Source organism: Nonomuraea sp. NPDC005730, from assembly GCF_040630865.1.
Taxonomy (GTDB): domain Bacteria; phylum Actinomycetota; class Actinomycetes; order Streptosporangiales; family Streptosporangiaceae; genus Nonomuraea.
Map to the genome: position 1 here is coordinate 36,826 of NZ_JBEXYK010000013.1, position 24,697 is coordinate 61,522.

The window sequence follows — 24,697 nt, forward strand, 5'->3', positions numbered from 1 at the left end:
CGATGGGCGCATGCTCGAATCACTGGGCCTGTCGACGGCCGAAGAGGCGCTGTACCAGACGCTGATCGAGGTCTCGCCGATCACGGCCGCCGACCTCGAACGGCTCGCCGGCCCGCAGGCCGCGCTCTGCGCGCGGCTTCAGGAACTCGGCCTGGTCACCCGGCTGCCGGAGGACCCGCCCAGGTACGCCGCGGTCGCCCCGAGCATGGGTCTCGACGTGCTGATCAGCGCCAGGTCCAGGGCGCTGACCGCCGCCCGGGGCCGCATCGCCAGGCTCAGCGCCGCCTTCCACCGGGCGGGCACCGAGCGCGACGCCGCCGGGCTGGTCGAGGTGGTGATCGGCAGGCAGGCGGTGAACGACCGTTTCGAGCAGCTCCAGCGGGAGACGCACCGCTCGATCCGGGTGTTCGACGCGCCGCCGTACGCCGGGGTGATCGGGGCGAACACGCGTGAGTTCGACCTGCTGGCAAGGGGCGTGAACTACCGCGTCCTGTACGACAGGAAGGCGATGGAGCTGCCCGGGGCGCTGACGGTGGTCACCGACTACATCACCGCCGGCGAGCAGGCCAGGGTCGGCGAGGTGCCGATGAAGCTCGTCCTGAACGACCGGCCGACGGCCATCGTGCCGCTGCGGCACGACCTGCATCTGGTCGAATCCGCGCTGGTGGTGCACGACCCGACGCTGCTGGCGGCGCTCGGCGCGCTGTTCGAGATGAACTGGCAGCGCGCCGTCCCGCTGGGCGTGCGGCAGGGGCAGGCCCGGCTGCCCGAGGAGCGCAGCCCCGCCGACGCGCACGAGGACCTGCTGCCGCTGCTCATCTCGGGGCTGACCGACGCGGCCATCGGGGCGCAGCTCGGCTGGAGCGTGCGCACGGTGCGCAGGCGGGTGCAGGCGATGATGGTCCAGCTCGACGCGCAGACCCGGTTCCAGGCCGGCTACCAGGCCGTCCTGCGCGGCTGGCTGCGGTGACGCTCGAAGCGCTCGGGCTGAGCCCGGCCGAGGAGGAGCTCTACGAGCTGCTCGTCGAGTGCTCGCCGGCCACCCTCGACCGGCTCGCCGCGGGCTTCGCCGGCCCCGGCCTGCCCGCGCTGCTGACCGGGCTGGAGAACAAGGGCCTGGTCAACCGGCTGCCGGACGAACCGGCGCGGTACGTCGCCGTCGCCCCCGACGTCGCGCTCGACGCGCTGCTCACCGTCGCCGAAGAGGGGCTCGCGCGTGCCAGGGAGCGCGCCGCCGACCTGGACGACGCCTTCCAGCAGCGCGCCTGCGGGCAGCAGCCGCCGCTGGTCGTGGAGGTGATCACCGGCGCCGCCGCGGTACGGCAACGCCTCCTCCAGCTCCAGCGCGCGGCCCGCCACCAGGTACGGACCTTCTCCCAGCCGCCGTACTTCGACCGGCACACCAGCGTGGCCGCCCACCGCGAGCTGCTGGACCGCGGCATCACCAGCCGGGTCATCTACGAGCGCGACTTCATCGACCGGCCGGGCGCGCTGCGGCTGATCGAGGAGATGATCGGCGCGGGCCAGCTGGCGAGGGTGCTGCCCAGCCTGCCGATGAAGCTCTACCTGGTCGACGACCGGTTCGCGCTGCTGGTGCTGCGCTACGAGTCGCCCGACTCCGCGGCGCTCCTGGTGCACCCCTCCGGACTGCTGGAGGCGCTGAGCAGGCTGTTCGAGGGGACCTGGGAGCGGGCGCTGCCGATGCGGCTGACCGGTTCACGCGAGGCGCCGCAGGACGACGAACGGTTGATCGCCCTCCTGCTGACCGGCCTGACCGACGAGGCCATCGCCCGCCAGCTCGGCATCGGCTACCGCACCGCCCAGCGGCGCATCGCCGAGCTCATGGCCAGACTCGGCGCCCACACCCGCTTCCAGGCCGGCGTGCAGGCCGCCCGATCCCAGGCCAGGAGCACCCCGCAGGACCCGCGCACCCTCCTCGCTGCTCCCACGCACAGCCGAGCCAAAGCCGATCCATAGCGCTGCGTTCTACGGTGTGCCGCATGCGACCTACGACGGCAATGCGCCGTGCATTCAGTATCGGGCTCGTAGCAGTCAGCGGATTCATCGCTGTCCCTGCGGGGTCGGCCTCCGCCACTACCGTCCGAATCGCCTCTGACCTGAGCTGCTACAAACAGGTTCTCACTGTCCGTGGTGGAGGTATCAGAGGGTTCTCCGTCAACTGCACGGGCCCGACCAGCAAGATCAGGTCCTTCACCGTCTGGGGGTGGCGCCAGAACGCCGGCACGCTGACGAGCAGCGGGATGAGCGTCTACGGATCCGAAAGCGGATGGGTGTCGCTGCCGACGCTGTCGAGCGGCACCTACGAATGGATCGACGTCAAGTGAACGGCAGAACGCTCTGACGCCACTTCGGGGCTGGGACCTCTCCGGGGAGCAGAGAGCCTCCAGGCGTCTGCCGGCATGGGGCTCAGGTGGAGGCGACGGCCGGCGGAGACAGCCCTCGCTATCGTGATCACATGGGGGCAGACGACGTACGGTTCAACATCCTGGGCCGGCTCGAAGCGACGGTCGGCGACCGGCCGGTGCGGCTGGGCGGTCCGCGGGCCCGGGCGGTGCTGGCCATGCTGGTGGTCGGCCACGGCAAGGTGCTCAGCATCGACCGGCTGGCCACCGCCTGGGGGCAGAACCCGCCCGCAACCGTACGCAACCAGGTCATGATCGCGGTGGCGGCCTTACGTAAGGGATTACGCGAGGCGGGCGCCGAGTCGGAGATCATCAAGACCGAAGGGTCGGGCTATCGGCTGGCCGGCGGCCTGGTGGACACCCAGCACGCGGAACAGTGCATCGAACGGGGCCGGCAGGCGGCTCAGGCGGGACGGCAGGCCGAGGCCGCCGGCCTCCTGGGCCAGGCCCTGGCTCTGTGGCGCGGCCCGGTGCTCGGCGACCTGGAACTGGAGGAGCCGGCGGCCTTCGCCGGGCGATGGGAGGAGCTGCGCCTGGCCGTCCTGGAAGAGCGGGCCGAACTCGACCTCGCCCTCGGCCGCCACCGCAACGTGGTCGGCGAGCTGTCGGAGCTGCTCGCCGAACATCCGCTGAGAGAGCGCCTGCGGGGGCTGCTCATGACGGCGTTGCACGGCTCCGGGCGGCGGTCCGACGCGCTTGAGGTGTACCGGCAGGGGCGAGCCCTGCTGGCGGACGAACTCGGCCTCGACCCCGGCCCCGAGCTGCGCCGGCTGGAGGCGGCCATCCTCGCCGACGCCCCCGACCTGGAGCCCGTCCACGGAGGCGGCGGGACGAGGCAGGTGCCCGCCGAACTGCCCGCCGACGTGACCGCCTTCGTGGGGCGCGAACGCGATCTGGCCCTGCTGCGCCGGTACGCCCTGTCCGAGGGAGTGCCCTCCGTCACCACCGTCACCGGCCCGGCCGGGGCGGGCAAGACCGCCCTGGCCGTACGGTTCGGCCATCTCGTGGCCGAGGAGTTCCCCGACGGCCGGCTCTACGTGAACCTGCGCGGGCACGCGCCCCGACCGCCCATGTCGCCGCTGGAGGCACTCGTACGGATGCTCGGTTCGCTCGGGACACCCCCGGAGCGGATCCCTGAAGAGGAGGAGGCCGCGGCGGGCCTGTACCGCTCGCGCCTGGCGGGCCGGCGGATGCTGGTGCTGCTCGACGACGCGCGCACGGCCGAGCAGGTACGCCCTTTGTTACCGGGCGCTCCCGGTTGCCTGGTCCTCGTCACCAGCCGCAACGCGCTCGCCGGGCTGGCCGTCTCCCACGGCGCCCGGAACCTGTCGCTCGGCGTGCTCGACCGTCGCGAGAGCATGCGGCTGCTGGCCTCCGTGGTCGGGGATCAGCGGATGTCCGCCGAGCCGGACGCGGCCGAGCAGATCGTCCGGCTGTGCGGCCGGCTCCCGCTGGCCCTGCGCGTGGCCGCCGCCACACTGGCGACGCGTCCGCGCAGGTCGCTGAGCGAGTACGCCGCCGCGCTGTCCGCGCGCGGGCTGGACCTGCTGCGGATCGACGGCGACGTGGCGGTGCGGGCGGCGTTCGAGCTGTCGTACGCGGGACTGCCGGAGGCGGAGCGGCGCCTGTTCAGGCTGCTGGGGCTGGTCCGGGGGCCCGACATCACCGCGCCGGCCGTCGCCGCCCTGGCCGGCGTCGAGACAGCCGAGGCCGAACAGCTCCTGGACCGCCTCGCCGCCGCCCATCTGATCGAGGAGCATCGGCCGTACCGGTACACCTGCCACGACCTGCTCCGCCAGTACGCCGGAGAGCTCACGCTCCGCGACGACGCCCCGGCGGCCGGCGTCCAGGCCCTCGAACGCCTCGGCGACTGGTATCTGGCCGAGGCCGTCGCGGCGGCCGAGAGCGCCTATCCCTCGATCACCCGTCTGCCGCTCCCCGTCACGTCCGGGCGCAGGCCCCGTGCCGAGGCGATGGCCTGGCTCAGCGCGGAGCAGGCCAACCTGGTCGCCTTCGCCCTGCACGCCGCCGACGCCGCCTTCGCCGCGCCCGCCGCCCGCCGGCCGCCGATCAGCGGACCCAGGCGACATGCCTGGCTGATCGCCGACGCCCTGCGTGGCCACTTCGTCCACCACACCGCCACCAGCCTGGCCGACATCGTGGCGGTCTCCGACGCCGCGGCGCACGCGGCCACCGTCGAGGACGACCCGCTCGGCCTGGCGGCGGCGCACCTCTGTGCGGGCACGGCCGCTCTGTGCCGCGCCGCCTATTCCGCCGCCCGCCTCGCCTGCGACCTGGCCGTCCGGCACAGCGAGCGCGCGGGTTGGTCCGCCGGGGCCGCCGCCGCGCACAACAACGCCGCCGCCGCCTGCCACGACCAGGGCGAGCTGGGCCGGGCCATCGACCATCTCGTCAGGTCCGTGGAGCTCAACCGTGAGATCGGCGACACCTACGGCGAGGCCCGCGCCACGGGCAATCTGGGCGCCGTACACCTGGAATGCGGCGACCTGGAGGCAGCGGAACGACACCTGCGCGACGCCATCGCCCTCCACCGCCACCTGCGCAACAGCGAGCTGAGCCACTCCCTCAACGAGCTCGCGACCGTCCGGCGCCTCGGCGGAGACCTGGACGAGGCACTGGCCCTCGCCACCGAGGCGCTCCGTCACGACCGCGCGAGCGGCCTGCACGTGCCCGAGTCCAAGAGCCTCACCACGCTGGCGGAGATCCACCGTGACCGCGGCCGTCTCGATCTCGCCCTTGAGGCCGCGGTCCTGGCCGGTGAGCGGGCGGAAGGCGCGCGCCACGTCTACGCCATGTGCAGCGCCACGCACGTACTCGGCACCGTCCGGGCGATGACCGGACATCACAGCGAGGCCCTCGACGCCCACCGGCGAGCACTCACCTACGCCGTCACGGCAGGCATGCGGGGTCTGCAGGTGAGGCCGCTGCTCGGCCTCGCCCGTGCGCACGCCGACCTGGGCACGCACGACCGCGCGCTCCAGTACGCCCGTCAAGCGCTGGACCAGGCGTCCTCGACCGGCTACCGCCTGCTGGAAGACCTGGCGCTGTCGCTCCTGGCCGACCTCGAAGGGCGGCCACGTCCGGCACGTCACGAGGGGGACGGGCACCGTACTCGGCGGTGATGCGGCACAGGCGCGCGGAGGCGTGCCCCGAGCCTGAGCTCCGGCCCTACCGGGAAGCAACGCCCACTCCCCAGGCCCCTCAGGCTCTCAGCGGCTCGTCGGGTTCTCGGTGAGCAGTGGCTCGAGGGCGCCGAGGGCCGCGCCGACGCAGATGTCGCGTAGCTGATCGCGCGTGCAGGTCTCGCGGGTGAGCCAGTCGACGCAGAGGATCTGGACGAAGACCAACCAGCTCTTCAGGACCCCGGAGACGGCCTCGCGAACGTCGTCGCCCGCGAGCGGAAGGACCGCCAGCAGCCTGGCCCGGAGCGCGTCCAGCTCGTTCGACATGATCGTCTGGATCACCGGATCGCCCGTGAGGACGCGGTTCGCGGCGAGGACGGCGTTGCGGTTGGCCACGAAGTAGTCGAGATGGACGTCCATGCCCTGCACGAGCTGCTCACGCAGTGAGTGGGCGGGGTCGAGCCGCGTCTCGGCCAGCAACCGGTCCGCGGCCTGCTGGTAGACGGCGGCGAAGAGGGCCTGCTTGCTCGGGAAGTGCCGGTAGAGCAGAGCTCGTGACACGCCGGCCTGCTCGGCGACCTCTTCCATCAGCACGTCGGCGTAGGGGAGCGCGGCGAAGAGCCGGGCGCCGACGGCGAGGAGCTGGGCGTGGCGCCCGTCAGGAGTGAGTCGCTGGCGTGGAGGCATGGGCCAATCCTAGTTGACACACGTCTACTAGCGCGGCACCGTAGTAGACACACGTCAACTACGGTGGGAGAAGTCATGGTCAAGGCGCTCCGGACGCTCGCTCAGCTGATGGGGTGGGCCTGCGTGCTGATCGGCCTGCTCCACGTGGCGCTCGGCAACGCGGCGATCCCCGGCGCCGTTTCCGCGGGGCCGACGATCGACAGCTGGGGCCGGTTCATGGGAGCCGCCTTCGTCGGCTACGGGTTGGCGTGGGTGTGGGCGGCGCGGCAGCGCCCGATCCCGGCCACGGTGGTGCGGTGGCTGGCCGCCGTCTTCCTGCTGGGCGGCGTGGGTCGGCTGCTCTCGCTCGCCGTGTCCGGTTGGCCGCACGGGTTCCAGGTCGTGCTGGCGGTCATCGAACTCGTTCTGCCGCCGGTCTTCTTCTGGCTTGCCGACAAGGAGGAGCGCATCCACTCGGCCTGAGCGGCACGGCGGAGGCACTCGCGGGCGCGACCTCACCGTGCCGGACGCCACCCGCGGGGGAGTGCGGTACCCCTTCGAGATCGCGGAGCACCGCGACCGGCGGGCTCAGCTCCAGGTCGCCCGCTCGAGAATCGTGCCGAGCCGGCCGTTGCTCCACTGGTCGAAGATGAGGATCTTCGACTTGGGCAGGTGCCAGATCCGCTCCTGATAGGAGACGCCGGTCCGCCTGGCCGACTGCGTCGCGCAGCCGACGCGCCAGACGCGGTAGGTGGCCTTGTGTCCCGCACCCACCGGGCGGAGACCACGGGCGACGAGCTTGCCGGGGAAGTCCGCCACGTAGCGCTTGTCGGGTACGCAGGCCGCGAGCCCGTTGCCCGGGTGGTACGGCTCCGCGGGGTCGTAGGGGTTGCCGTGGCGGGCCAGGGAGATGCCCTCCGGCCCGACGAGGTAGAACCCGCGGCACTCGACGGCGAGCCGGTCGCAGCCGCCGGTCTTGACGTGGATGCCCCACATGTCTTCTTTCCCGACTTTCCAGGTCCTGGGGATCTGGAGCGTCATGCCGCGGAAGGTCAGCGGCTTGGTCGCCGTGCTCTGCGCGGGTGCGCCGGTGAACAGGAGGGAGGCGGTCACAACCAGGGTCGTCAACATGATCCCGAGGCTAGGGAAGCCCGCTTGTGGCTCGGCTGCAACGCTCTTGGAGCACGCGCGAACGGCCACGCCGGACTCCCGGCACCGTTCCTTCCGGCGGCTCGCTGCCCGGCCCCTTCCCAAGGCCTCCCGCCTGCGTTCCAAGTGACCACAAGCGGTTTCGAAGGAGGGGGACGGAGACTGCCGCTCCATGCGTGTTCCTGTCGTACTCCAGCACAGCATGGTCGAATGCGGCGCCGCATGCCTGGCGATGGTCCTCGGCGCGTACGGACACCGCGTCTCGTTGCCCGCGCTGGCGGCCGAGATGGGCGTGGGCCGGGACGGTGTCAGCGCGCTCGCGCTGGTGCGCGTCGCCCGCGCGCACGGCCTGGACACCCATGCGCTCTCGGTGCCCGCCGCCCAGGTGCCGGAGCTGCCGTTCCCCGCCATCGTCCACTGGCGGGCCAGGCATTTCGTGGTCGTGGAGCGCGTGGCCGGGGACGTGGTGACGATCGTCGATCCGGGCGTCGGGCGGTTCAGGATCGACAGAGCGGAGTTCGCCCGCGACTACAGCGGCGTGGTGCTCACGTTCGCTCCTGGGGCCGGATTCCAGCGCGGGCGCTTCGGGGATCGGCGGCCCTGGTGGGCGCGTTATGTCCGGTTCAGCGTCCTGGACCATCGGGCTCTCGTGGCTGCCTCGGTGCTGCTCAGCCTTGTCCTTCAGGGGCTCGGTCTGGCCCTGCCCGTCGTCACGGAGAACGTGGTCGACCGGGTGCTCGGGCGCGCTGAAGTGGATCTGCTGCCCCTGCTGGGGGCGGCCGCGGCCGGGGCGGCGCTCGCCTTTCTGGCGGCGAGCGGGATGCGGGCCTGGGCGCTGGCCGTGCTGCGGTCGCGGGCCGACACGGTGCTGTTCGACGATCTGGCCGGACGGCTGCTCGCCCTGCCGTTCCGGTTCTTCGCCCACCGGGGCTCGGCCGACCTGGTCTCGCGGATCAACGCGGCCGGCGTGCTGCGGGAGGTCCTCACGGGTCAGGTGCTGTCGGCCCTGCTCGACGCGCCGCTCGCGGCCGGTTATCTGATCGCGGTCACGGTACGGTCGCCGCTGCTCGGCGGCGTACTCCTGGTCCTGGCGGCGGCACAGATCCTGGTGCTGCTCCTCACCGGGCAGCGCCTCCGCGACTTGGCGCGCCGCGAGCAGGAGGCCCGCAACGACGCGCAAGGACTGCTGGTCGAGGCCGTCAGAGGCATCGAGACGGTCAAGTCGGCCGGGGCGGAGACCCAGATCCTGGACCGCTGGGGGAAACTACTGACCGTCCAGTCCCGGTGGGTGCGGCGCAGTGCGGCGGCGCAGGGAGCGCAGGACAGCCTGCTCGCGGCGCTGGGGTTCGCCGCGCCGCTGGCACTGCTGTGGGCCGGTGCGTGGCAGGCGGCGGACGGTGTGCTCACGCCGGGCGCGCTGCTGGGGGTGCTGGCCTTGGCCGCCGCCGCCCTGGCGCCGCTGGCCTCGCTGACCAGAAGCCTGCGCGGGCTTCAGACCGCCCGTGCCCAGGCGGACCGGCTGGCCGACATCTGGGAGGCCGAACCGGAGACCCTGGCGCCGCCCCTGCCCGCGACCGGCACGCCGCGGACCTGGATCGAGCTGCGGGGAGTCGGCTTCCGGTACGCGCCCGAGAGCCCCTGGATCGTCCGAGGGGTCGACCTGCGCATCGCCCCCGGGCAGAAGGTCGCGCTCGTGGGCCGGTCCGGATCCGGCAAGACCACGCTGGCGCGGCTGCTGCTCGGGCTGGTCCCGCCGGTCGAAGGCCGGATCCGGTACGACGGCGCATCGCTGTCGCGCAGGCCGCGGCCCCGGTTCGGAGTGGTTACGCAGGAGCCGGCGCTGTTCACCGGAACGATCGGGGACAACATCTCGCTGGGCAGCCCCGACGCCGATCCACGCGAGGTGGCGGAGGCGGCGAGGCTGGCCTGCGTCCACGACGACATCCTGGCCATGCCCCTCGGCTACCACACCCCGCTCACCGAGGGCGGGGGCCTGTCCGGCGGCCAGCGCCAGCGCATCGCCCTGGCCAGGGCCCTCCTCGCCCGGCCCGAGATCCTGCTGCTGGACGAGGCCACCAGCCATCTCGACGCCCACACCGAGGCGGCGCTGAGCGCCAATCTGGACGCACTTCCGCAGACCCGGATCGTGATCGCGCACCGCCTGAGCACGATCCGGGACGCCGACCTGATCCTGGTGCTCGACCGGGGCCGGATCGTCGAGGGCGGCACACACGAGCGGCTGGTGGCGGCCGGCGGCCTGTACGCGTCCCTCGTCCGTTCACAACTCTCCGGGATGCCCCTTCAAGCAGGCACAAGCTGATGCCAAGGGCTGATCGGCAATCTCTTTCGCGGCAACCGACAAGAGAGGAGGACCTCCATGGCCATCAAGCCGCGCACCGAACTCGGGGACATCACCCCGATCGGCGCCGAACTGGACGAGAGCGCGCTCAGCACCCTCAACGGCGGCATGTATGACGACGAGCAGTGCAAGCGCCTGTCGTGGTACGACCCGCCGGGCATCTGCACGCACGACTACTGATCGACCCGATCGGCTCAGGGCCGCCACTCCGCGTCATCCGCGGGGCGGCGGCCGCGACGCCGCCGACCCTAAGGAGACTTCCGTGAACGCCAAGCCGCATACCCGACTCGGGGACATCGCCGCGATCGGCGCCGAACTGGACGAGAGCGCGCTCAGCATCCTCAACGGCGGGCAGGACCCCGTCTGGGGTGACGTCATGATGTGCTACTTCGACCCGCCCGGCTGGTGCGGGATGGACTGATCTCTGATCGACCCGCGGCCGCCGTCCCTCCCGTCCCAGGAAGGCGGCGGCCACCCTTCCGAGAAGCCCGGCCTCGCCCAAGGAGTTTCCGTGTCCTCCCCGCATGTCCTCGTCCTCACCTGTGACGGCGACGTCCACGCCGACCGCGTCAGGGAGCTGCTGGTCCGGCGCGGCGTCCGCACCACCGTCTTCGACAACGGGGACTATCCCGCGCGGGCGCACGTCGAGCTGGCCTACGACGGCCGGGGGCTCACCCGGCGGCTGCTGCACACCGAGTCGGACACGCTCGACCTGGACTCGGTGACCACCGTGTGGTGGCGGCGCCCGAGGCCGCCGGCGGCGCATCCGGCCGTCCTCGACCCCGCAGTGGCCGCCTACACCGCCCAGGAGGCCACCGCCGTGCTCTCCGGCCTCTGGGAGTCCCTGCCGTGCCGTCCGGTGCCCGGCCGGGAGTCGGCGCTCACGCGCGCCAGGCACAAGCCGTCCCAGCTCACGCTGGCCGCCGAGCTGGGGTTCGAGATCCCGGAGACGCTGGTCACGAGCCGGGCGGACGCCCTGTGGGACTTCCACAACCGGCATGACGGGCACATCATCACCAAGGCGATCGGCCGGCCGTGGGTGGAGGATCTGGCCGGGGGGCACTCGGTGCTTCGCAAGTGCGAGTTCGTCTCGGGCCGCGACCTGGCGTACGCGGAGGGGCTGCGGTTCTGCCCCGTCATCGCGCAGCCGTACGTCCGCAAGCGGATGGAGCTGCGGGTCACGGTGGTCGGGCGGCGGACGTTCACGGCCGAGATCCACTCCCAGGTCAGCAACCGGGCCAGCGTGGACTGGCGGAGCTACGACCTCGGCGCCACCCCGCATACCGTCCACTCGCTGCCGGACGAGATCGCCGAGCGGTGCGTGGCGCTGACCGAACGCCTCGGCCTCGTCTACGGCGCCATCGACCTGATCCTCACGCCGGACGGCCGGTACGTGTTCCTGGAGATCAACCCCAACGGCCAGTGGCTGTGGATCGAGGACCTGACCGGCCTGCCGATCAGCGAGGCGCTGTGCGACCTGCTTGCCGAGCCGTGATCTGCGCATGGCCGAACGAAAGGATCTGATGTGAACCTGCTGCCCGACCGGTCGGAGAAGCCGGCCGGACTGTCGCCCGGCCTGCTCGGCGACGCGCTGGAATGGCTGCGCGGCCTCGACGGCGTACCGCCGGAGAACGCCCGCGAACAGCTGACGGCCCTGCGCGCCCGCCATCCGGAGACACCGATGCGGCTGCTCTGGCAGAGCGAGGCCGCGACCGGCGACCACCACTACGACCTGCTGTTCCCCACGCCAGGGGCGACCGTGTCGCTGGCCGTGGCGCCGGACCGCGCCATCCCCTGGCCCCTTCGCGGAGGTCAGCGTTCCGGCGGCAATCTCCTGCTGCGCGTCAATGGCACCGACGTGACCTGGGAGAAGGCCGTCTCGGTGCTCGACGTGCTGTGGGAGGACGCCGACCTGGCCCGCCGGCTGGTCAACTCCGCCCTCGTCGAGCAGGCTCTGGCCACCCGGAACACGGAGCCGGACCCGGACCGGCTCCAGCAGGCGATGGACGCGTTCCGCCGGGCCCGGGGCCTGCTGACCGCGGAGGCGACGCGGCGCTGGATGGTCGAGCGCGGGCTGACCCACGCCCGTCTGGAGGAGATCGTGGCCGGCGAGGCAGCGGTGGCGGAGCTGCGTCGCGAGGTGCTCGGCGGGCGCGTGGAGGAGTGTTTCGCCGCCCGTCGCGCGGACTTCGACCTGCTGCGCGTGGTCAGGCTGCGGTACGCCGACGCAACCCGCGTCGCGACCGCCGCCGCGACGCTGCGGGGCGGGGAGGCCGACCCGGTCGCGCTGGCCGCGGAGGAGGTCCTGGCCGGGGTGGCCACGTGCCGCATGGAGGCGAACGACCGGAGCTCGCTGGTCGGGCTCTTCGGCCCCGAGGCCGAGAAGGCCGCCGCCGGTGACGTGCTCGGGCCCGGACGGCTACCGGACGGCGGCCTCTGCGTCGCGCACGTGCTGGCGGTGGAGCCGGCGGTGCTCGACGGGATCCGCCGCGGGCTCATCGAGCGGCACCTGTTCGAGGAGTGGCTGACGGAGCAGCGGCGGACCGCCCACCTGGAGTGGTTCTGGGGCAGCCGGGCCCGCACGGACGCGGCCGACGCCAAGCTACGCGCCTCCTGAGCCCCCGACGGCTCAGTCCCCACCGCCGCCCAGGAGTGTGGTCACGCCGAGCACGTGCACGAACCAGGTGCGGGCCTCACCACGAAGAAGTCACAGGCCGGAACTGAACCGGTCGCCGGGGAGAGCAAGGAGGGCAGGGCACTGCAGCAACATCGCGGGATTCACGGTGATGACTACCGAGCCCCCAGGACCCTCGCCTACCAGGCGTGGTGAACCCTTGAAGACCTCACCCGGGCCGGGCAACGATGGAATCGTCGCACTCAGCCCGGGGACGGGGGACGATGAGAGACACGCTGCTCGCCGAGGCGCGGGACCGGATCAGGCGGTACGGCGAGTCGAGGCACCCGCAGTGGCTGCTGGACCGCGGAGCCGGCCAGGTGGTCCGGCGGCTGGAGCGGCTCGACGGGGTCCTGCGCGATGCCGACGTCCTCACCGTCCTGGCCGAGTTCGGCGTCCTGAGGTCGAGCGTGCTGAAGGGCGGCAGGAAGGCTGACGCCGAGTGGCGCAGGGCCATGCAGTGGTACGCGGCGCTGTTCCTGGTCGATCATCGCCGCGTTCCGGAACCCCTGTGGCCCGACCTGACGGCCGCGACGGGCTTCGACCCGCGCGACGATCCACGGACCCGGGCGCTGCTCGACGTACAAGCCCTGGTCGATCGGTTCGACACCACGGGCGATGGCGAAGCCGAGACGGCGTCCTCCGGCCGGATGGACGCCCTGATCGAGGCCACCCAGGTGCTCCGCCAGGCCGTCGACGCGGAGACTGACCAGACCGGCCGCGCCGCCCACCAGAGCACGCTGGCGCGCGTGACCCGGCTACGGCTGGAGTGGGAGGAACCGGACGGCCCGGCGGAGACGCCACCGGAGGCCGGGCCTGCGGCCGTCGAGCCTTCGGCGCCCGGCCCGGACGGCACCGCGCAGGCCCAGGCTGACGCCGTCGTCGCGACCGCGGTGGACCTGGTCAACAGGGTGATCAGCGAGGAGCGCGCCCTGGCGCGGGCTTCGGACATCGGACGGGGGGTGACCGAGCATGCGGTGATCGCCCTCATCGACGCGGCGCACCGGCTGCTGAGCGACGGGGACAGCCGGGTCGCCCTGCCGATCGTCCGGCTCACGCTGGAGGCGGCCGGCGTGAGGTGGGGCGCGCGACGCGGGACCTGGTGGTGGACGCTGGCGGACCTGTACGTCGAGACATCGCGCTTCTTCCTCGGACAGTTCCCCGACGGTACGCGGTTCCGATCGGCGTGCACGATCGTCGATGACCAGATCGCCAAGCTACGTGCGGAATCACCCCGGGACGACGAAGAACTGGCGCTCACCCTGTACGCCTCGGCGCTGCTGCGCTCCACCCCGTACCTGGAGCACATGACCGCGATCGCCGCCGAAGACGCCCAGCAGTCGTGGCGGGAACGGCTCAGACGGGCCAGGTTCCGCCTCGGCGACGGCCTGGCGGAGATGCCGCCACCGGCCGGGCCGCTACAGGTCGCCCTGACACATCTGCGGGAGGCGGAGACCCTGACCACCGGGCACACCAAGGGCCGCATCCTGGTGGCCCAGGCACGTGTCCTCCCCGCCCTCGGCCTGCTTTCGGGCGAATCGGACGGCCGACAGCAACTCAGGGCGGTTCGCGAGGCGTTCGACCTGCTCGACCCCCGGCGGGATCCCATCGGGCGGATCCATCTGTTACGCCTGATGGCCCACTTCGGCGAGGTCGAACTCCCGGCGAGCGCCGACCGGCTGTGCGCGGAACCGCTGCACCTGCTGGGGGAACGGCTCGGACGCAGAGACGCCGAAACCCTGCACGCCGACGCGCTGGCCCTGGCCGCCGAGACGGCCCGTCCGGATCTGCAACGGCAGATCTGGCGAGCCCGGGACCTCCCCTCCACCACCTCGCCCGACAGCCGGCGTCGGCGCTGGGACACCGAGGTACACGCGCTGCCCGGCAACCGCGTCGCCTGCGCACAGGCGAAGGGCGCGGCAGAGGCGGTCCGGTCACGGGCGCTTACCGAGGGGTGGCCCGCGCCCGAGCTGGCGGTGACCCTGCTGCACCTGGCGATCCACACCGACGGCGCCGAAGCCGGCCAGGGGGAGGAGCTCATCGAGGAGGCCGCGCGAATCTGGCCGGACCTCACCGCACAGTACCCCGGCCTACGCTGGTACCACAGCGCCCGGCTGGCCGAACAGGCCGCCAAGTCCAAGCTGGACGACGGGGATCCGATCGGCGCGGCGACGGCGGCCGGTTCCGCGATCCGCCAGTACGGCTTCGCAGCCGACCCGGCCGCGGCGGCCGATGCCATCGACCTCGCCATGGCAGTCGTCCTCGCCACCGGCGAAGCCCGCATCGATCACGTCGTCGGCTTGCTCGTGCCGGGCATCGCCTGTCTTCACGCCGTCACAGCGGAGATCGGGTTCAAGATCCACGAACTCTGCCTGTTGATGTCCCTGCGCCTCGGCTCGCGCCGAAGTGTCGCCTACGACGTCGTGTTCCTGCTGCACCAGGCCGCCAAGGGCGTCGACACGACCGTCGCGCAACTCGACAGCGGCCCTCTGACCCTGTCGCCGGGGCTGGAGCGCCACCTCCTGCGGGCGGGCGCCGTCGAGCGCACCGGCCCGGCACGGCCGTGGCCGGACGAGACGTTCGACATGCTCGCCTACGCGGGGGCGGGGGAGGCCGAGCCCGAAGCGGCCGACGCCGAGCGGCTCAACCGGCTGCGCCTGGCAGATGAGTGGATCACCGGCGAGCTGACGACCTCGCGCCGGCCTGGCGGTGTTCCGCTGCTCTTCCTGGACCAGGTCCAGCCGTTCGTACCCGGCGACACGGTGATCCTGTCGATCTACCTGGGAGCCACGGACGCCGCCGAGGACGGGCAGACGCCACGTGCGTCACTCAGTTGCCTGGCGATCAGCCGCGACTGGGCCGAACTCCACACCATCCGGATCTCCGACGTGGCAGCCGGCATCATCCGGGCGAGTCAGGATCAGCACGTCGTCATGTTCCATCCGGTCGCGTCGGAGGTGTCCGATATTCGCGCCGGCATCCAGGACGACCCCCTCCATCGTCCGGTGAGCCGCGCCGCGCGGCGGTTGCTGACCGAGGTCGGCGACACCTACCTCGGGCGCTTCGGGCAGCGGATGGGCGAATGGAGCCGGCAGGGGAAGACCCACCTGTGCGTCTGGCCGCACGGCCCGTTGCACTATCTGCCGTTCCACCTGTTCGAGACGGAGGGAGAGCCCATCGCGGACGGCTGGACCATCACCCAGATCTGCGGGCTGAGCCCGCTCCGCCGCTCCCTCGGCGGTCCGATCGCCCGAACGACGCCGCCCGCGCGAACACGGCGCCTGGTGGTGTTCGGCTCGGCCGAGGGTGGTGCCCGCCACGGGCTGCAGGCGGAGCCTGGCCTGGAGGCCCACGCGGCCGAGGTGGGGCGGGCACTGACGGGGGAGGTGCTGATCGGAGCCGCCGCGACCCCGGGCGCCTTCCTGACCCTCGCGCCCACGGCCCGGTACGTGCACGTCGCGGCGCACGGAAGCCACAACGCGGCGGCGCCGTGGTTCCAGTGCCTGTTCCTCACGCCGGGCCCTGATGACGACGGGCGGCTGCTCGCGCACGACCTCCTGCGGGCCGACCTCCGCAACGTCGAGCTGGTCACGTTGAGCTCGTGCGAGTCCGCGCTCGGCCGCTTCGACATCAACGACAACCTGCGCGGCCTGCCGGCGGCGCTGTTCGCGGCGGGCGTCTCGGCGATCGTGGGGTGCCTGTGGCCGGTACGGCCCGAGGCCGCGACGTTCTTCTTCGCGACGCTCTACCGGTGCCTGGCCGAACACGACGACAGGCGGGCGGCCTTCCGCACCGCGCAGCTCGCGACCCGCCGCCGATGTCCGGCCTATCAGGACTGGGGAGCGTTCGGTTTCATGGGAGACTGGCGAACCTCGAACGCCCCCGGGGAGGCCACGAGATGACCGGACTCGACCAGCCGGACGCCACCGATGTCTTCGACGTCGATCTCGTCCTGGACCGGCGACTGGGGGGAATCGCGGCGGACCCCCGGCTGGCCGGCCGGGTGTCGATCGGAGCCCCCTACGTTCGCAAGCTCACCGCCGACACACCGGAACTCGACTCCGCCGCCCGGGCCTTCATCGCCGAACACCAGGATCGATACGACTTCCACTGGCTCGCCATCGTCTGCACCTTCCGCGAGGGCACAGCCGGCGCCCCGTTCACCAAAGCGGCCGTCGGCATGCGGTTCGAGTCCCCGGACGCCGCCCCGGCCGAGCAGCCCATCGCCTGGTCCCTCGCCCCCAAACTCCAGGCGTACCCCCGCCGCGCCCGCGACTGGCGCGTCACGCTCACCGCCAACCTGTCCTTCGTGGAATCGAGCGTCGAGTACGCCCCCGGCCCTCCTCCACAGGACGTCTTCCTCGCCGGCTACGGCGAACGCGACCCCGACCCCGAATGGCGCCTGGAGGCCGTGGCCGGCCAGCCCCTCGCCGGCGACCAGCCCCTTACCGTGACGATCCGCGCCGCGGCCGGCCGACCGGTGACGGCCGACATCCGGGTCACCGCGACGATCCGCCACCACAGGCTCGGCCTCATCCCCTACCGGGCGGAGCTGCCCGCGGCCCTGGAGACCATCCCGATCTCCACCTGACCGACGTGTCACTCTGACGGTCATGCCGCCGGGACGTCGCCGCGGTGGAGGTGGTGAGTGCAGGTGAGCGCTTCCCGGCCAGAGCAGGTGGACCCAGCTGAGAACCCCGGCTCAGTCAGTCGGTGGGGTGAACCCTGAGGGGAAGCGCTCCCCTCCGCCCTCACGGTCAGTCGGTCACCGTGAGGACAAGCTTGCCGCGGGTGCGGCCGGCCTTGAGACGGGCGTGGGCCGTGCCGGCCTGCTCCAGCGGGAAGGTCTCCGCCACCTCGACGGCGACCTCGCCGGCGTCGATCAGGCCGGCGATCGTGGTCAGCGCCGCGCCGTCCGGCTCGACCAGGTACGGAGTGACGCGTACGCCGGCCGCCTCGGCGGCCTGGGCCAGCTCCGGGGATACACCGGCCACGAAGGCGACCAGCAGGCCTCCGGGACGCAGGACCTTGAGGGATCGGGTGCTGGTCCGGTCATGGGCGTCGCCCACCAGATCGATGACGACGTCGACGTCGGTGGCGGCGTCCTCGAAGCGGGTGGTGGTGTAGTCGATGGTCTCGTCGGCGCCGAGCTCCTTGAGCCAGGGATGGCGTGCGGCGCGGGCGGTGGCGATCACGTGGGCGCCCAGGTGCCGGGCGAACTGGACCGCGAAGTGACCGACCCCGCCGGCGGCGGCCGTGATCAGGACGCGCCGGCCGGCCTGCACGTGGGCGGTGTCGACCAAGGCCTGCCAGGCGGTCAGCGCCGCCAGCGGCACGGCGGCCGCGTGCACGTGGTCGAGGGTGGACGGCTTGCGGGCCCACTGGCGGGCCGGTGCGGTCACGTACTCGGCGTAGCCGCCGGCGGCGCGCGGGAACCACGGCATGGCGTACACCTCGTCGCCGGGCGCGAGCGTGGTGACGCCGAAGCCGACCTCTTCGACGACACCGGAGACGTCCCAGCCCAGGATCAGCGGGAACGTCTGCAGCCCCGCCAGGCCATGACCCTCGCGGGTCTTCCAGTCCACCGGGTTGACGCCGGCGGCGTGCACCCGCACCAGCACCTCGGTCGGCAGCGGCTCAGGGCGCGCGACCTCCTCGACGGTCAGCACCTCCGGCCTGCCGAACTCCCGTCTGGACCACGGGGCGGCGGTGGCTCTCGTCCGCCGCACGGCACTGCGTGGTGGCGCCGTGGCACGAAGGCGGGCAGGCGCAGTTCATCGAGCACCCGGTTCCGCCGGACACCGACCGTTCCACCTCGGCGACCCGGCAGTGGGCGCTGGACCGGCTGGCCGAGCCGGTCACCCTGGAGGACATGGCCCGGCACGCGCACATGAGCGTGCGCACCTTCACCCGGCGGTTCCGCAGCGAGGTGGGCAGCAGCCCGCAGAAGTGGCTGGCCCAGCGTCGGCTGGCGCACGCGCGCCTGCTGCTGGAGTCCACAGATATGAGCGTTGCGCGGGTCGCCACCGCCTGCGGCTTCGGCGACCCCGTCGCCCTGCGCAAGCACTTCAACACGTACCTGGGCCTGTCACCCCTGGCCTACCGTCGCGCCCACAACGCACCAGAACCGATGACGGCACGGTGAGCACCCGCCCGCGATCGCCAGGGGCACAGGCGCGCTCGCTCACTCTTGGGGACGCGCTGCAAGAGGTCACTCGTCCCGGACATGACGAAGGGCGGTGAGCGCCCCTTCACCTTCCAAGTGGTGCACGGTCATGCCAGGCAGAGTGGGCAGGTACGCCCAGTGGGTGACGGGTTCGGCACAGGGGCGGCCGTAGGGCAGACGGATGATCCGGTCGGAGTCGATGAAGCACTCCCGGTACTCGGTCCCGTCCTCGCCGATGTGGAGGGTGGTGAAGTACATGGGCATCACCAGCCAGAAGTCCGGTCCGGACGCGGCTCCGGGCGCTGCCCCGCCTCCGGCTGGGTAACGGCCCGTAATCGCCGCCGCTACAGGCATGCCGTCCCTCGGCAGTCTCTCGCGCGCGTTCACCCACTCCACCACTGCGTCCATGTCCACTCCCAGCTCACGTCCCCTGCCGGCGATGCCATTCTGGCGCTCGCCGACGCCGTCGTCGCCCGCGAGCGCGCCGTGCCCCCCGAACAGCGGGTGCAAGATCGCCTTTCTCGAAGGGCGGCAGACGCCCTCAGCGCCCCGGCGGCCCTCGACGGTCAACACTGTGATCACTGTGTGTTGACAGTCTGCATGGCGTCTCTTGCCGGGCGGCCGGGCGACCTGCTTCACCATCGGCCGCCCAGCCCGCGGGAAGGAGGGTCAGCGCAGCGGGGTGGCTGCATCGACCCGGTTGAGGTGCACGATCACGTCGAAGGCCGCTCCCAGGGCCAGCGGCCGGTTGAACTGCTCGGGCACGTACGTGGCCGGGATGGTGAAGGTCGGACGGGCGGTGTCCAGCCACGCTCGGGTGGACGGGGTACGTCCGGCGCGGCGCAGGTCCACGTAGTAGTCGCGGTGGCGCACCCGGTCCAGGACGGCCTCGCTGCTGGCCGGGACAGGGGCGCCGGTGTCGAAGACTGCGACCTGGCCGGTCTTGGGGTCGGTGGCGCGGAAGCGGCCGCTGTGGATGGTGGTGCCGATGGCCACATAGGAGGTGCCGGCCAGGGAGCGCAGGACGGCGCCCTGGGTGACCGGGTACAGGTCGGGCCAGGCCGAGACGTAGCCGATGTGCCCGTTGTGCGCGGCCGCCACCGTCTTGGTGCCGGTGTCGCGCTGCCACCACATGGTGTTCTCGGCCATGGCCCGGTCACGGTGACGGTGCAGCGCCGACCCGTCCAGTGCGTACATGGTGGTCATCTGGACGATGACGCGGGCCTCCTGCAGGACCCGCGGGCTCGCCTTGCCGCTCTTGTCCAGCAGGCGGTAGGCGGCCTGAGCGTCGCCGGCCAGGGCGGTGCGCCGCTCGGCCGGCAGTGCGGCCAGGGTGTTCATCCGTTCCTCCACACCGCCGGGCAGGGCGAGCAGGCCCGCGTAGCGGCGACGCAGTTCGGGCGCCAGCGACGGCTGGTGCTTCTCGGCCCACGCGAGGATGCGCCGGTACTGCTCGGGATTGACGTCGCCGATGTCGGATCCCATCACGCGCAGCTTGCGTGCGGCGGTGCGGTTGTAGTCGCGCATCCACTCATACAGGTCCATCCACTCCTGGGTCCTCCACGAGCGGTAGGACTGCTGGAACTCCTCGGCCATGATCGTGCGCAGGTCGCCCTTGCCGGTGCGCACGTACGCGTCCAGGCGGACGCCGGCCGACCAGGTCGCCTCCAGCGCCAGCGTGGTGAAGCCCTGGGTCTGCACCAGGTGCCGGAACATCCGGTGCCGCAGCGTGAACAGCTCCTTCGAGCCGTGCGTGACCTCGCCGATCCCCACGATGGTGGCGCCCTTGGTCATCGCCGACAACGCTCGCAGGTCGCCGGACGGGCCGCCCGGGACGGTGCTGCGCAGTTCCTGAGCGTTGCGCTCCAGGTCCGCCACCACCCGCTCCTGGCCGGTGCCGACGGCCGCCGTGGCGACGCCGGCGGAGGCGGGGGCAGGGGTGGCGAATGCCGGAGCGCTCAGGCTCGTCAGACAGGCCGCCAGCGCCAGGGTGACCGGCACGGTACGACGCAGAGTGTTGCTCGTCAAGACAGATCCTTACGTTGGGTGTCGGATGAAGCAATCACCAACGTAGGGAGCGGCGCGGGCGGTTTCGATCCCGGCCGCTGGCCGGTCGATGGTGGTGCTGGCTACCGCACGCCACCCTGGCCCGGCTCACAAGGCGTTTCCCAGAGGCTGTTCTCCAGAGGCCGGGTGTCAGAGGCCGGCTTCAGGCGCCGAGGTAGCGCAGCACGGCGGCGACCCTGCGGTCCATACGGTCGCTGGGAGCCAGGCCGAGTTTGGCGAAGATGTTGCGGATGTGCTTGTGCACCGCTCCCTCGGTGATCACCATCTTGTCGGCGATGGCCAGGTTGCCCAGTCCTTCGGCCATCAGCGCGAGCACCTCGCGTTCGCGCGGGGTGAACTCCGCCAGGGGGTCGCGGCGGCGGGTGAACAGCTGGGCCACCACGTCCGGGTCGATGGCGGTGCCGCCGCCGGCGACCCGGTTCAGCGCCTCGAGGAACTGCTCGACCTTGCCGACCCGCTCCTTGAGCAGATAGCCGACCCCGTGCGTGCCGTCGGCCAGCAGGTCGGTCGCGAACGCCTGCTCGACATGCGCCGACAGCACCAGCACCCCCAGGCCCGGCTGCAGGCGCTTGGCCGCCACGGCCGCCCGGATGCCCTCGTCGGTGTGGGTGGGCGGCATGCGCACGTCCACCACCGCCACATCGGGCCGGTGTTCCTCGACCGCGGCCAGGAACCCCTCGGGGTCGCTCGCGGCCGCGGCCACCTCGATGCCCTCCCCGCTCAGCAGCAGCACCAGGCCCTCGCGCAGCAGCGCGTCATCCTCAGCGATCACGACTCGCACGGCAGTTCCACCTCGATCACAGTCGGCCCCCCATCGGGGCTGGTCAGGGTCATCGTTCCGTCATGGGCCTCGACACGGCGGCGGATGCCGGCCAGCCCGGTGCCCGCGCCATCACGGGCGCCGCCCTTGCCGTCGTCCTGCACCTGGACGCGCAGCAACGGGCCTGCACGTTCGACGACGACCTCCGCGTGCTGGGCGCCGCTGTGCTTGCCCACGTTGGTCAGCGCCTCGGCCACGGTGAAGTAGGCGGTGCTCTCCACCGACAACGGCACCTCGGCGAGCTCACCCACCCGTACCCGGCAGGGCACCGAGCATCCGGCGGCCAGCGCGTCCAGCGCGCCGGGAAGCCCCTTCTCCTCCAGGATCGGCGGCAAGATCGCGCGAACCACGCCGCGCAGCTCCGCCAGCGCCTGCTCGGCCGCGTTCCTGGCACGTTCCAGTGCGTGCGCGGCCAGGGCGGGATCGCGCTGCAGTGCACGCTCGGCCGCGGCCACCGTGACCACGACCGCGTTCAGCCGGTTCTGCGCGCCGTCGTGCAGGGCCCGCTCGATCCGGCGCAGCTCGACGGCGTGTGCGCGCAGCGCCCCCGCGCGGGTCACGGTCAGCTGCGCGATGCGCTGCGACAAGTCGATCGAGGCGTGCGGGACCAGCAGTTTTCTGGCGGGCAGCGCCTGCAGCCGCGCCAGCACGGGGAAGAGACGGGCCAGGGCGACCACGACGGCCATGCCGATCACCGAGGTGGCGATCGCGCCCGGCCAGGTGGTGACCGGGATGGCGAAGTTGGTGAGCTGATCCTCGCGCGACAGCAACTGCCAGTAGAGCGGGTACGTGACTTCCCGCAGCGCCGCCACCGGCATGACCAGCCCGAGCAGGCCGCAGGCCGGGCCCACCACGGCGTAGAGGGCCAGCCAGCCCAGGTCGCGCCAGGTCGCCGGGTCGGCACGGGCCTCCCGCATCCTGGCCGCCCAGCCTCTGGGCAGCTGCTCGGCAGGCAGCCGGTACGGGCTGACGATCTCGACACCCGCGCCGGCCAGGCGCCTGCGTTCCCACTCGGCCGCGCCCCTGGTCATCGCGATCATCGCCGGCACCAGCGCCAGCCCGACCCCCACCAGGCTCAACGCGGCCACCACCAGCCAGCAGAGCGAGACGACGACGGCCATGAACGCGGTGCCCAGCCCTCCGGCCAGCCGTTCCAGACTTTCAAGGATTCCCCGCAACACTGGTGCCATAGTAGGTGAAAGAGGACACAGCTTGCTCCAGCCCGCTGTACCGCGGCCAGGTAGCGTGCGGGATTTCCGTAGATCGGGCCCATTTCTAGAGTTCTGGCCATGACCGACCCCTACCGCATCTCCAGCCCTGACTCCGACCCCGCCACCCCCCGGGCCACCACATCCCGGCACGCAGCGCGCAGGCCCCCGCTGAGCAGAGGCGCTCTCGCGCTGCGCGCCCTGCTCTGGCTCGTCCTGATGGCCGGCGCGGTCGTCAACCTGATCGCCAACAGCATCGGCCGCGCCTGGCCGCTCGGCCTGGCCTCGGGCGGCGTCGTCGTCGTGTGCGTCGCCGCCCTCATCGTGCACCACGTGAGCAGGCGCAAGACATGAACCACGTCGTCCCCCTCACCGGCGTCACCGAGATGTTCGACTACAAGCCGGCTCGGTCTACGTCGTGACCGGCAAGAACGGAACGGGACACCGGGCCACGGAGGCGGGCTCGCCGTCGCCGGGAGACGTTCGGGGCCGCCGGTATATTGGGCGGATGCTGATCAGAGAAGCCACCCTGGACGACTGGTCGGCCATCTGGCCGTTCTTCCGCGAGATCGTCGCTGCCGGTGAGACCTTCACTTATCCGCTCGATCTCGGTCAGGAAGAGGGGCGCGGCTGGTGGTTGCTGCCCGCCCCGAATCGTACGGTCGTCGCGGTCGACGACGACGGGATGATCCTCGGCACCGCGAAGATGAACAACAACCAGATGGGCAACGGCTCGCACGTCGCGAGCGCCAGCTACATGGTCGATCCAGCGCATTCCGGACGCGGTGTGGGCCGCGCGCTGTGCGAGTACACCATCGAGTGGGCCCGCGACATGGGTTTCCGCTCGATGCAGTTCAACGCGGTCGTGGAGACCAACGAGACGGCGGTGCGCTTGTACCGGCGGCTCGGATTCGAGGTGCTCTGCACCGTGCCGGAGGGCTTCTGCAGTCCGGCGAAGGGCTACGTCGGACTGCACATCATGTACCGCGCTCTGTGACCGGTTCCCGCGACGCGCCCGGCCGCACCGCGGGCACCGCGCACCGCTGAACGACCTTGCGCGCCGCGCCGGCCGGGCGCGGCGGCGCCTGGCCGAGCAGCCGGGCTGTGCCGAGTTCCGGCCTGATGACGCGCGCCGGCGGGATGGTCAGGCGCAGAAGGAGGTCCAGGCGGCGCGGCCCGCCGGGTCGCGCAGGCGGTAGTCGCCGGTGGACCAGTTGAGGTCGAAGTAGAGGGCCCACAAGGAGGCGTGCCGGCTGAGGTACGCGGTCATCTGCCCGAGCCAGGCGGCGCGGCGGGTGCCGTCGTCGCCTGCGGCGATGTGGCTGCCGAGTTCGGCCACGCCGTGCGGGAGGTTCTCGGCCTGGTTGACGGCGTACGTACGGTCGAGCAGGGTGGCCGGGGTGAGGTACTGGCCTTTGGCGGCGGTGGTGTCGTAGTTGTAGACGTCCCAGGCCAGGACATCGATGGCGGTGCTGCCGGGGTAGTAGTCGTGCCAGTCGCGGCCTGAGGCCGGGTCGACCGTCCAGCCCATCAGGATGAGTGTGGCTCGCAGACGGGGGTTGGCCGCCTCGTCGGCCAGCGCGGCGAGGTGGCCCCAGGCCTGACGGTAGGCCGCGGCGGTGAACTCGCCGTTTCTGATGTTGTCCTCGGGTTCGTGGTAGTAGGTCCAGTAGATGTCCTGGTCGGGTGGTGCTGCGGCGAACCAGGCGCGCATCGCGGCGTCGTGGGTCCCGGCGACGATCGCGGCGGGGGCGGCCTTGAACGAGATGACCATGGGGCGCTTGCCCGCGTTCAGCTTGCCGGGCCAGGGGTCGGGCAGGCCGCCGTAGAAGACGCGGACCGCCTTCAGCCCGCCGAACAGGGAGTCCTCGCGAGCCAGCGCCTGCTGATAGGTCTCGCCGGTCTCGGCGGCGAAGGACGCTCCGCACAGGGTCGGCCGGGTGTAGGTGATGACCAGGCGGGGGCCCAGGTCACCGGCCTCGCGCGAGTGCACGACGGTCGCCGACTCCGCATGTTCGGGGA

23 protein-coding genes are annotated in these 24,697 nt (G+C 72.1%); 15 read left to right on the plus strand and 8 right to left on the minus strand.

From position 1 onward, the window contains the following. The first annotated feature begins 10 nt into the window (after positions 1 to 10). From ABZ444_RS18240 to ABZ444_RS18255, 4 genes are all read left to right on the plus strand, one after another. Entirely contained in the window at positions 11 to 970 is a 960-nt protein-coding gene (locus tag ABZ444_RS18240; RefSeq protein WP_357997737.1) for a transcriptional regulator, read from the plus strand. Further along, the gene (locus tag ABZ444_RS18245) at positions 967 to 1,977 is read left to right on the plus strand and encodes a helix-turn-helix domain-containing protein (protein ID WP_357997740.1); all 1,011 of its coding nucleotides are present in this window, start codon (positions 967 to 969) and stop codon (positions 1,975 to 1,977) included. The genes ABZ444_RS18240 and ABZ444_RS18245 overlap by 4 nt, the downstream gene beginning before the upstream one ends. Positions 1,978 to 2,000: 23 nt before the next feature. Then, positions 2,001 to 2,345: a hypothetical protein gene (locus ABZ444_RS18250; RefSeq protein ID WP_357997743.1), complete on the plus strand. Its 345-nt coding sequence runs from the start codon at positions 2,001 to 2,003 to the stop codon at positions 2,343 to 2,345. A 131-nt stretch (positions 2,346 to 2,476) separates the two neighbouring features. Further along, a complete protein-coding gene (locus ABZ444_RS18255) occupies positions 2,477 to 5,566 on the plus strand; it encodes a BTAD domain-containing putative transcriptional regulator (RefSeq protein ID WP_357997748.1) in 3,090 nt (1,029 codons plus the stop codon). Between the two features lie 87 nt (positions 5,567 to 5,653). On the opposite strand, the gene ABZ444_RS18260 is transcribed toward ABZ444_RS18255, so the two are convergent. After that, positions 5,654 to 6,253, minus strand: coding sequence for a helix-turn-helix domain-containing protein (locus tag ABZ444_RS18260; RefSeq protein WP_357997751.1), 600 nt, complete (start codon positions 6,251 to 6,253; stop codon positions 5,654 to 5,656). A gap of 75 nt (positions 6,254 to 6,328) precedes the next feature. Between ABZ444_RS18260 and ABZ444_RS18265 the strand changes: the two genes are divergently transcribed. After that, complete coding sequence (locus ABZ444_RS18265) at positions 6,329 to 6,715, plus strand: DUF4345 domain-containing protein (RefSeq protein ID WP_357997754.1); 387 nt, start codon at positions 6,329 to 6,331, stop codon at positions 6,713 to 6,715. Positions 6,716 to 6,820: 105 nt separating this feature from the next. On the opposite strand, the gene ABZ444_RS18270 is transcribed toward ABZ444_RS18265, so the two are convergent. Beyond that, a complete protein-coding gene (locus ABZ444_RS18270) occupies positions 6,821 to 7,363 on the minus strand; it encodes a hypothetical protein (RefSeq protein WP_357997757.1) in 543 nt (180 codons plus the stop codon). A gap of 190 nt (positions 7,364 to 7,553) precedes the next feature. Between ABZ444_RS18270 and ABZ444_RS18275 the strand changes: the two genes are divergently transcribed. From ABZ444_RS18275 to ABZ444_RS18305, 7 genes are all read left to right on the plus strand, one after another. Then, positions 7,554 to 9,701: a peptidase domain-containing ABC transporter gene (locus ABZ444_RS18275; protein ID WP_357997760.1), complete on the plus strand. Its 2,148-nt coding sequence runs from the start codon at positions 7,554 to 7,556 to the stop codon at positions 9,699 to 9,701. A gap of 57 nt (positions 9,702 to 9,758) precedes the next feature. Next, the gene (locus ABZ444_RS18280; protein ID WP_357997763.1) at positions 9,759 to 9,920 is read left to right on the plus strand and encodes a hypothetical protein; all 162 of its coding nucleotides are present in this window, start codon (positions 9,759 to 9,761) and stop codon (positions 9,918 to 9,920) included. Between the two features lie 82 nt (positions 9,921 to 10,002). Continuing rightward, entirely contained in the window at positions 10,003 to 10,161 is a 159-nt protein-coding gene (locus tag ABZ444_RS18285; RefSeq protein WP_357997766.1) for a hypothetical protein, read from the plus strand. A gap of 90 nt (positions 10,162 to 10,251) precedes the next feature. Then, the gene (locus tag ABZ444_RS18290; RefSeq protein WP_357997769.1) at positions 10,252 to 11,235 is read left to right on the plus strand and encodes an MvdC/MvdD family ATP grasp protein; all 984 of its coding nucleotides are present in this window, start codon (positions 10,252 to 10,254) and stop codon (positions 11,233 to 11,235) included. Between the two features lie 30 nt (positions 11,236 to 11,265). Continuing rightward, entirely contained in the window at positions 11,266 to 12,357 is a 1,092-nt protein-coding gene (locus tag ABZ444_RS18295; protein ID WP_357997772.1) for a TIGR04500 family putative peptide maturation system protein, read from the plus strand. 281 nt (positions 12,358 to 12,638) lie between these two features. Continuing rightward, a complete protein-coding gene (locus ABZ444_RS18300) occupies positions 12,639 to 16,316 on the plus strand; it encodes a CHAT domain-containing protein (protein WP_357997775.1) in 3,678 nt (1,225 codons plus the stop codon). Continuing rightward, complete coding sequence (locus ABZ444_RS18305; RefSeq protein WP_357997778.1) at positions 16,313 to 17,005, plus strand: hypothetical protein; 693 nt, start codon at positions 16,313 to 16,315, stop codon at positions 17,003 to 17,005. Before ABZ444_RS18300 ends, ABZ444_RS18305 begins: the two co-directional genes overlap by 4 nt. A gap of 166 nt (positions 17,006 to 17,171) precedes the next feature. Here ABZ444_RS18305 and ABZ444_RS18310 read toward each other — a convergent pair whose 3' ends face one another. Further along, positions 17,172 to 18,143 carry an NADP-dependent oxidoreductase gene (locus ABZ444_RS18310; RefSeq protein ID WP_357997781.1) on the minus strand — a complete coding sequence of 324 codons (972 nt, stop codon included), beginning with the start codon at positions 18,141 to 18,143 and terminating at the stop codon, positions 17,172 to 17,174. Positions 18,144 to 18,151: 8 nt separating this feature from the next. Between ABZ444_RS18310 and ABZ444_RS18315 the strand changes: the two genes are divergently transcribed. Then, positions 18,152 to 18,559 (plus strand): helix-turn-helix domain-containing protein, encoded by a 408-nt coding sequence (locus ABZ444_RS18315; protein ID WP_357997784.1) that lies wholly within the window; start codon positions 18,152 to 18,154, stop codon positions 18,557 to 18,559. A 66-nt stretch (positions 18,560 to 18,625) separates the two neighbouring features. Here ABZ444_RS18315 and ABZ444_RS18320 read toward each other — a convergent pair whose 3' ends face one another. The 4 genes from ABZ444_RS18320 to ABZ444_RS18335 form a co-directional block, all read right to left on the minus strand. Further along, positions 18,626 to 19,153 (minus strand): AQJ64_40280 family protein, encoded by a 528-nt coding sequence (locus tag ABZ444_RS18320; protein ID WP_357997786.1) that lies wholly within the window; start codon positions 19,151 to 19,153, stop codon positions 18,626 to 18,628. A 96-nt stretch (positions 19,154 to 19,249) separates the two neighbouring features. Next, a complete protein-coding gene (locus tag ABZ444_RS18325) occupies positions 19,250 to 20,608 on the minus strand; it encodes an erythromycin esterase family protein (protein WP_357997789.1) in 1,359 nt (452 codons plus the stop codon). A gap of 181 nt (positions 20,609 to 20,789) precedes the next feature. Continuing rightward, a complete protein-coding gene (locus ABZ444_RS18330) occupies positions 20,790 to 21,428 on the minus strand; it encodes a response regulator transcription factor (protein WP_357997792.1) in 639 nt (212 codons plus the stop codon). Continuing rightward, a complete protein-coding gene (locus ABZ444_RS18335) occupies positions 21,416 to 22,657 on the minus strand; it encodes a sensor domain-containing protein (RefSeq protein WP_357997795.1) in 1,242 nt (413 codons plus the stop codon). The genes ABZ444_RS18330 and ABZ444_RS18335 overlap by 13 nt, the downstream gene beginning before the upstream one ends. 99 nt (positions 22,658 to 22,756) lie before the next feature. Here ABZ444_RS18335 and ABZ444_RS18340 point away from each other — a divergent pair, with 99 nt between their 5' ends. Beyond that, the gene (locus ABZ444_RS18340; RefSeq protein WP_357997798.1) at positions 22,757 to 23,029 is read left to right on the plus strand and encodes a hypothetical protein; all 273 of its coding nucleotides are present in this window, start codon (positions 22,757 to 22,759) and stop codon (positions 23,027 to 23,029) included. 154 nt (positions 23,030 to 23,183) lie between these two features. Next, entirely contained in the window at positions 23,184 to 23,672 is a 489-nt protein-coding gene (locus tag ABZ444_RS18345; RefSeq protein ID WP_357997801.1) for a GNAT family N-acetyltransferase, read from the plus strand. A 147-nt stretch (positions 23,673 to 23,819) separates the two neighbouring features. Here the strand turns inward: ABZ444_RS18345 and ABZ444_RS18350 are convergent, their stop codons facing one another. After that, entirely contained in the window at positions 23,820 to 24,668 is an 849-nt protein-coding gene (locus tag ABZ444_RS18350) for a hypothetical protein (protein ID WP_357997804.1), read from the minus strand. Positions 24,669 to 24,697 lie beyond the last annotated feature (29 nt).

Bases quoted from the DNA above. Each gene is read 5' to 3' on its own strand.
- ABZ444_RS18240 (WP_357997737.1), top strand. From the start codon at position 11: ATGCTCGAATCACTGGGCCTGTCGACGGCCGAAGAGGCGCTGTACCAG.
- ABZ444_RS18250 (WP_357997743.1), top strand. From the start codon at position 2,001: ATGCGACCTACGACGGCAATGCGCCGTGCATTCAGTATCGGGCTCGTA.
- ABZ444_RS18255 (WP_357997748.1), top strand. From the start codon at position 2,477: ATGGGGGCAGACGACGTACGGTTCAACATCCTGGGCCGGCTCGAAGCG.
- ABZ444_RS18260 (WP_357997751.1), bottom strand. From the start codon at position 6,253: ATGCCTCCACGCCAGCGACTCACTCCTGACGGGCGCCACGCCCAGCTC.
- ABZ444_RS18265 (WP_357997754.1), top strand. From the start codon at position 6,329: ATGGTCAAGGCGCTCCGGACGCTCGCTCAGCTGATGGGGTGGGCCTGC.
- ABZ444_RS18270 (WP_357997757.1), bottom strand. From the start codon at position 7,363: ATGTTGACGACCCTGGTTGTGACCGCCTCCCTCCTGTTCACCGGCGCA.
- ABZ444_RS18275 (WP_357997760.1), top strand. From the start codon at position 7,554: ATGCGTGTTCCTGTCGTACTCCAGCACAGCATGGTCGAATGCGGCGCC.
- ABZ444_RS18280 (WP_357997763.1), top strand. From the start codon at position 9,759: ATGGCCATCAAGCCGCGCACCGAACTCGGGGACATCACCCCGATCGGC.
- ABZ444_RS18300 (WP_357997775.1), top strand. From the start codon at position 12,639: ATGAGAGACACGCTGCTCGCCGAGGCGCGGGACCGGATCAGGCGGTAC.
- ABZ444_RS18305 (WP_357997778.1), top strand. From the start codon at position 16,313: ATGACCGGACTCGACCAGCCGGACGCCACCGATGTCTTCGACGTCGAT.
- ABZ444_RS18335 (WP_357997795.1), bottom strand. From the start codon at position 22,657: ATGGCACCAGTGTTGCGGGGAATCCTTGAAAGTCTGGAACGGCTGGCC.
- ABZ444_RS18340 (WP_357997798.1), top strand. From the start codon at position 22,757: ATGACCGACCCCTACCGCATCTCCAGCCCTGACTCCGACCCCGCCACC.
- ABZ444_RS18345 (WP_357997801.1), top strand. From the start codon at position 23,184: ATGCTGATCAGAGAAGCCACCCTGGACGACTGGTCGGCCATCTGGCCG.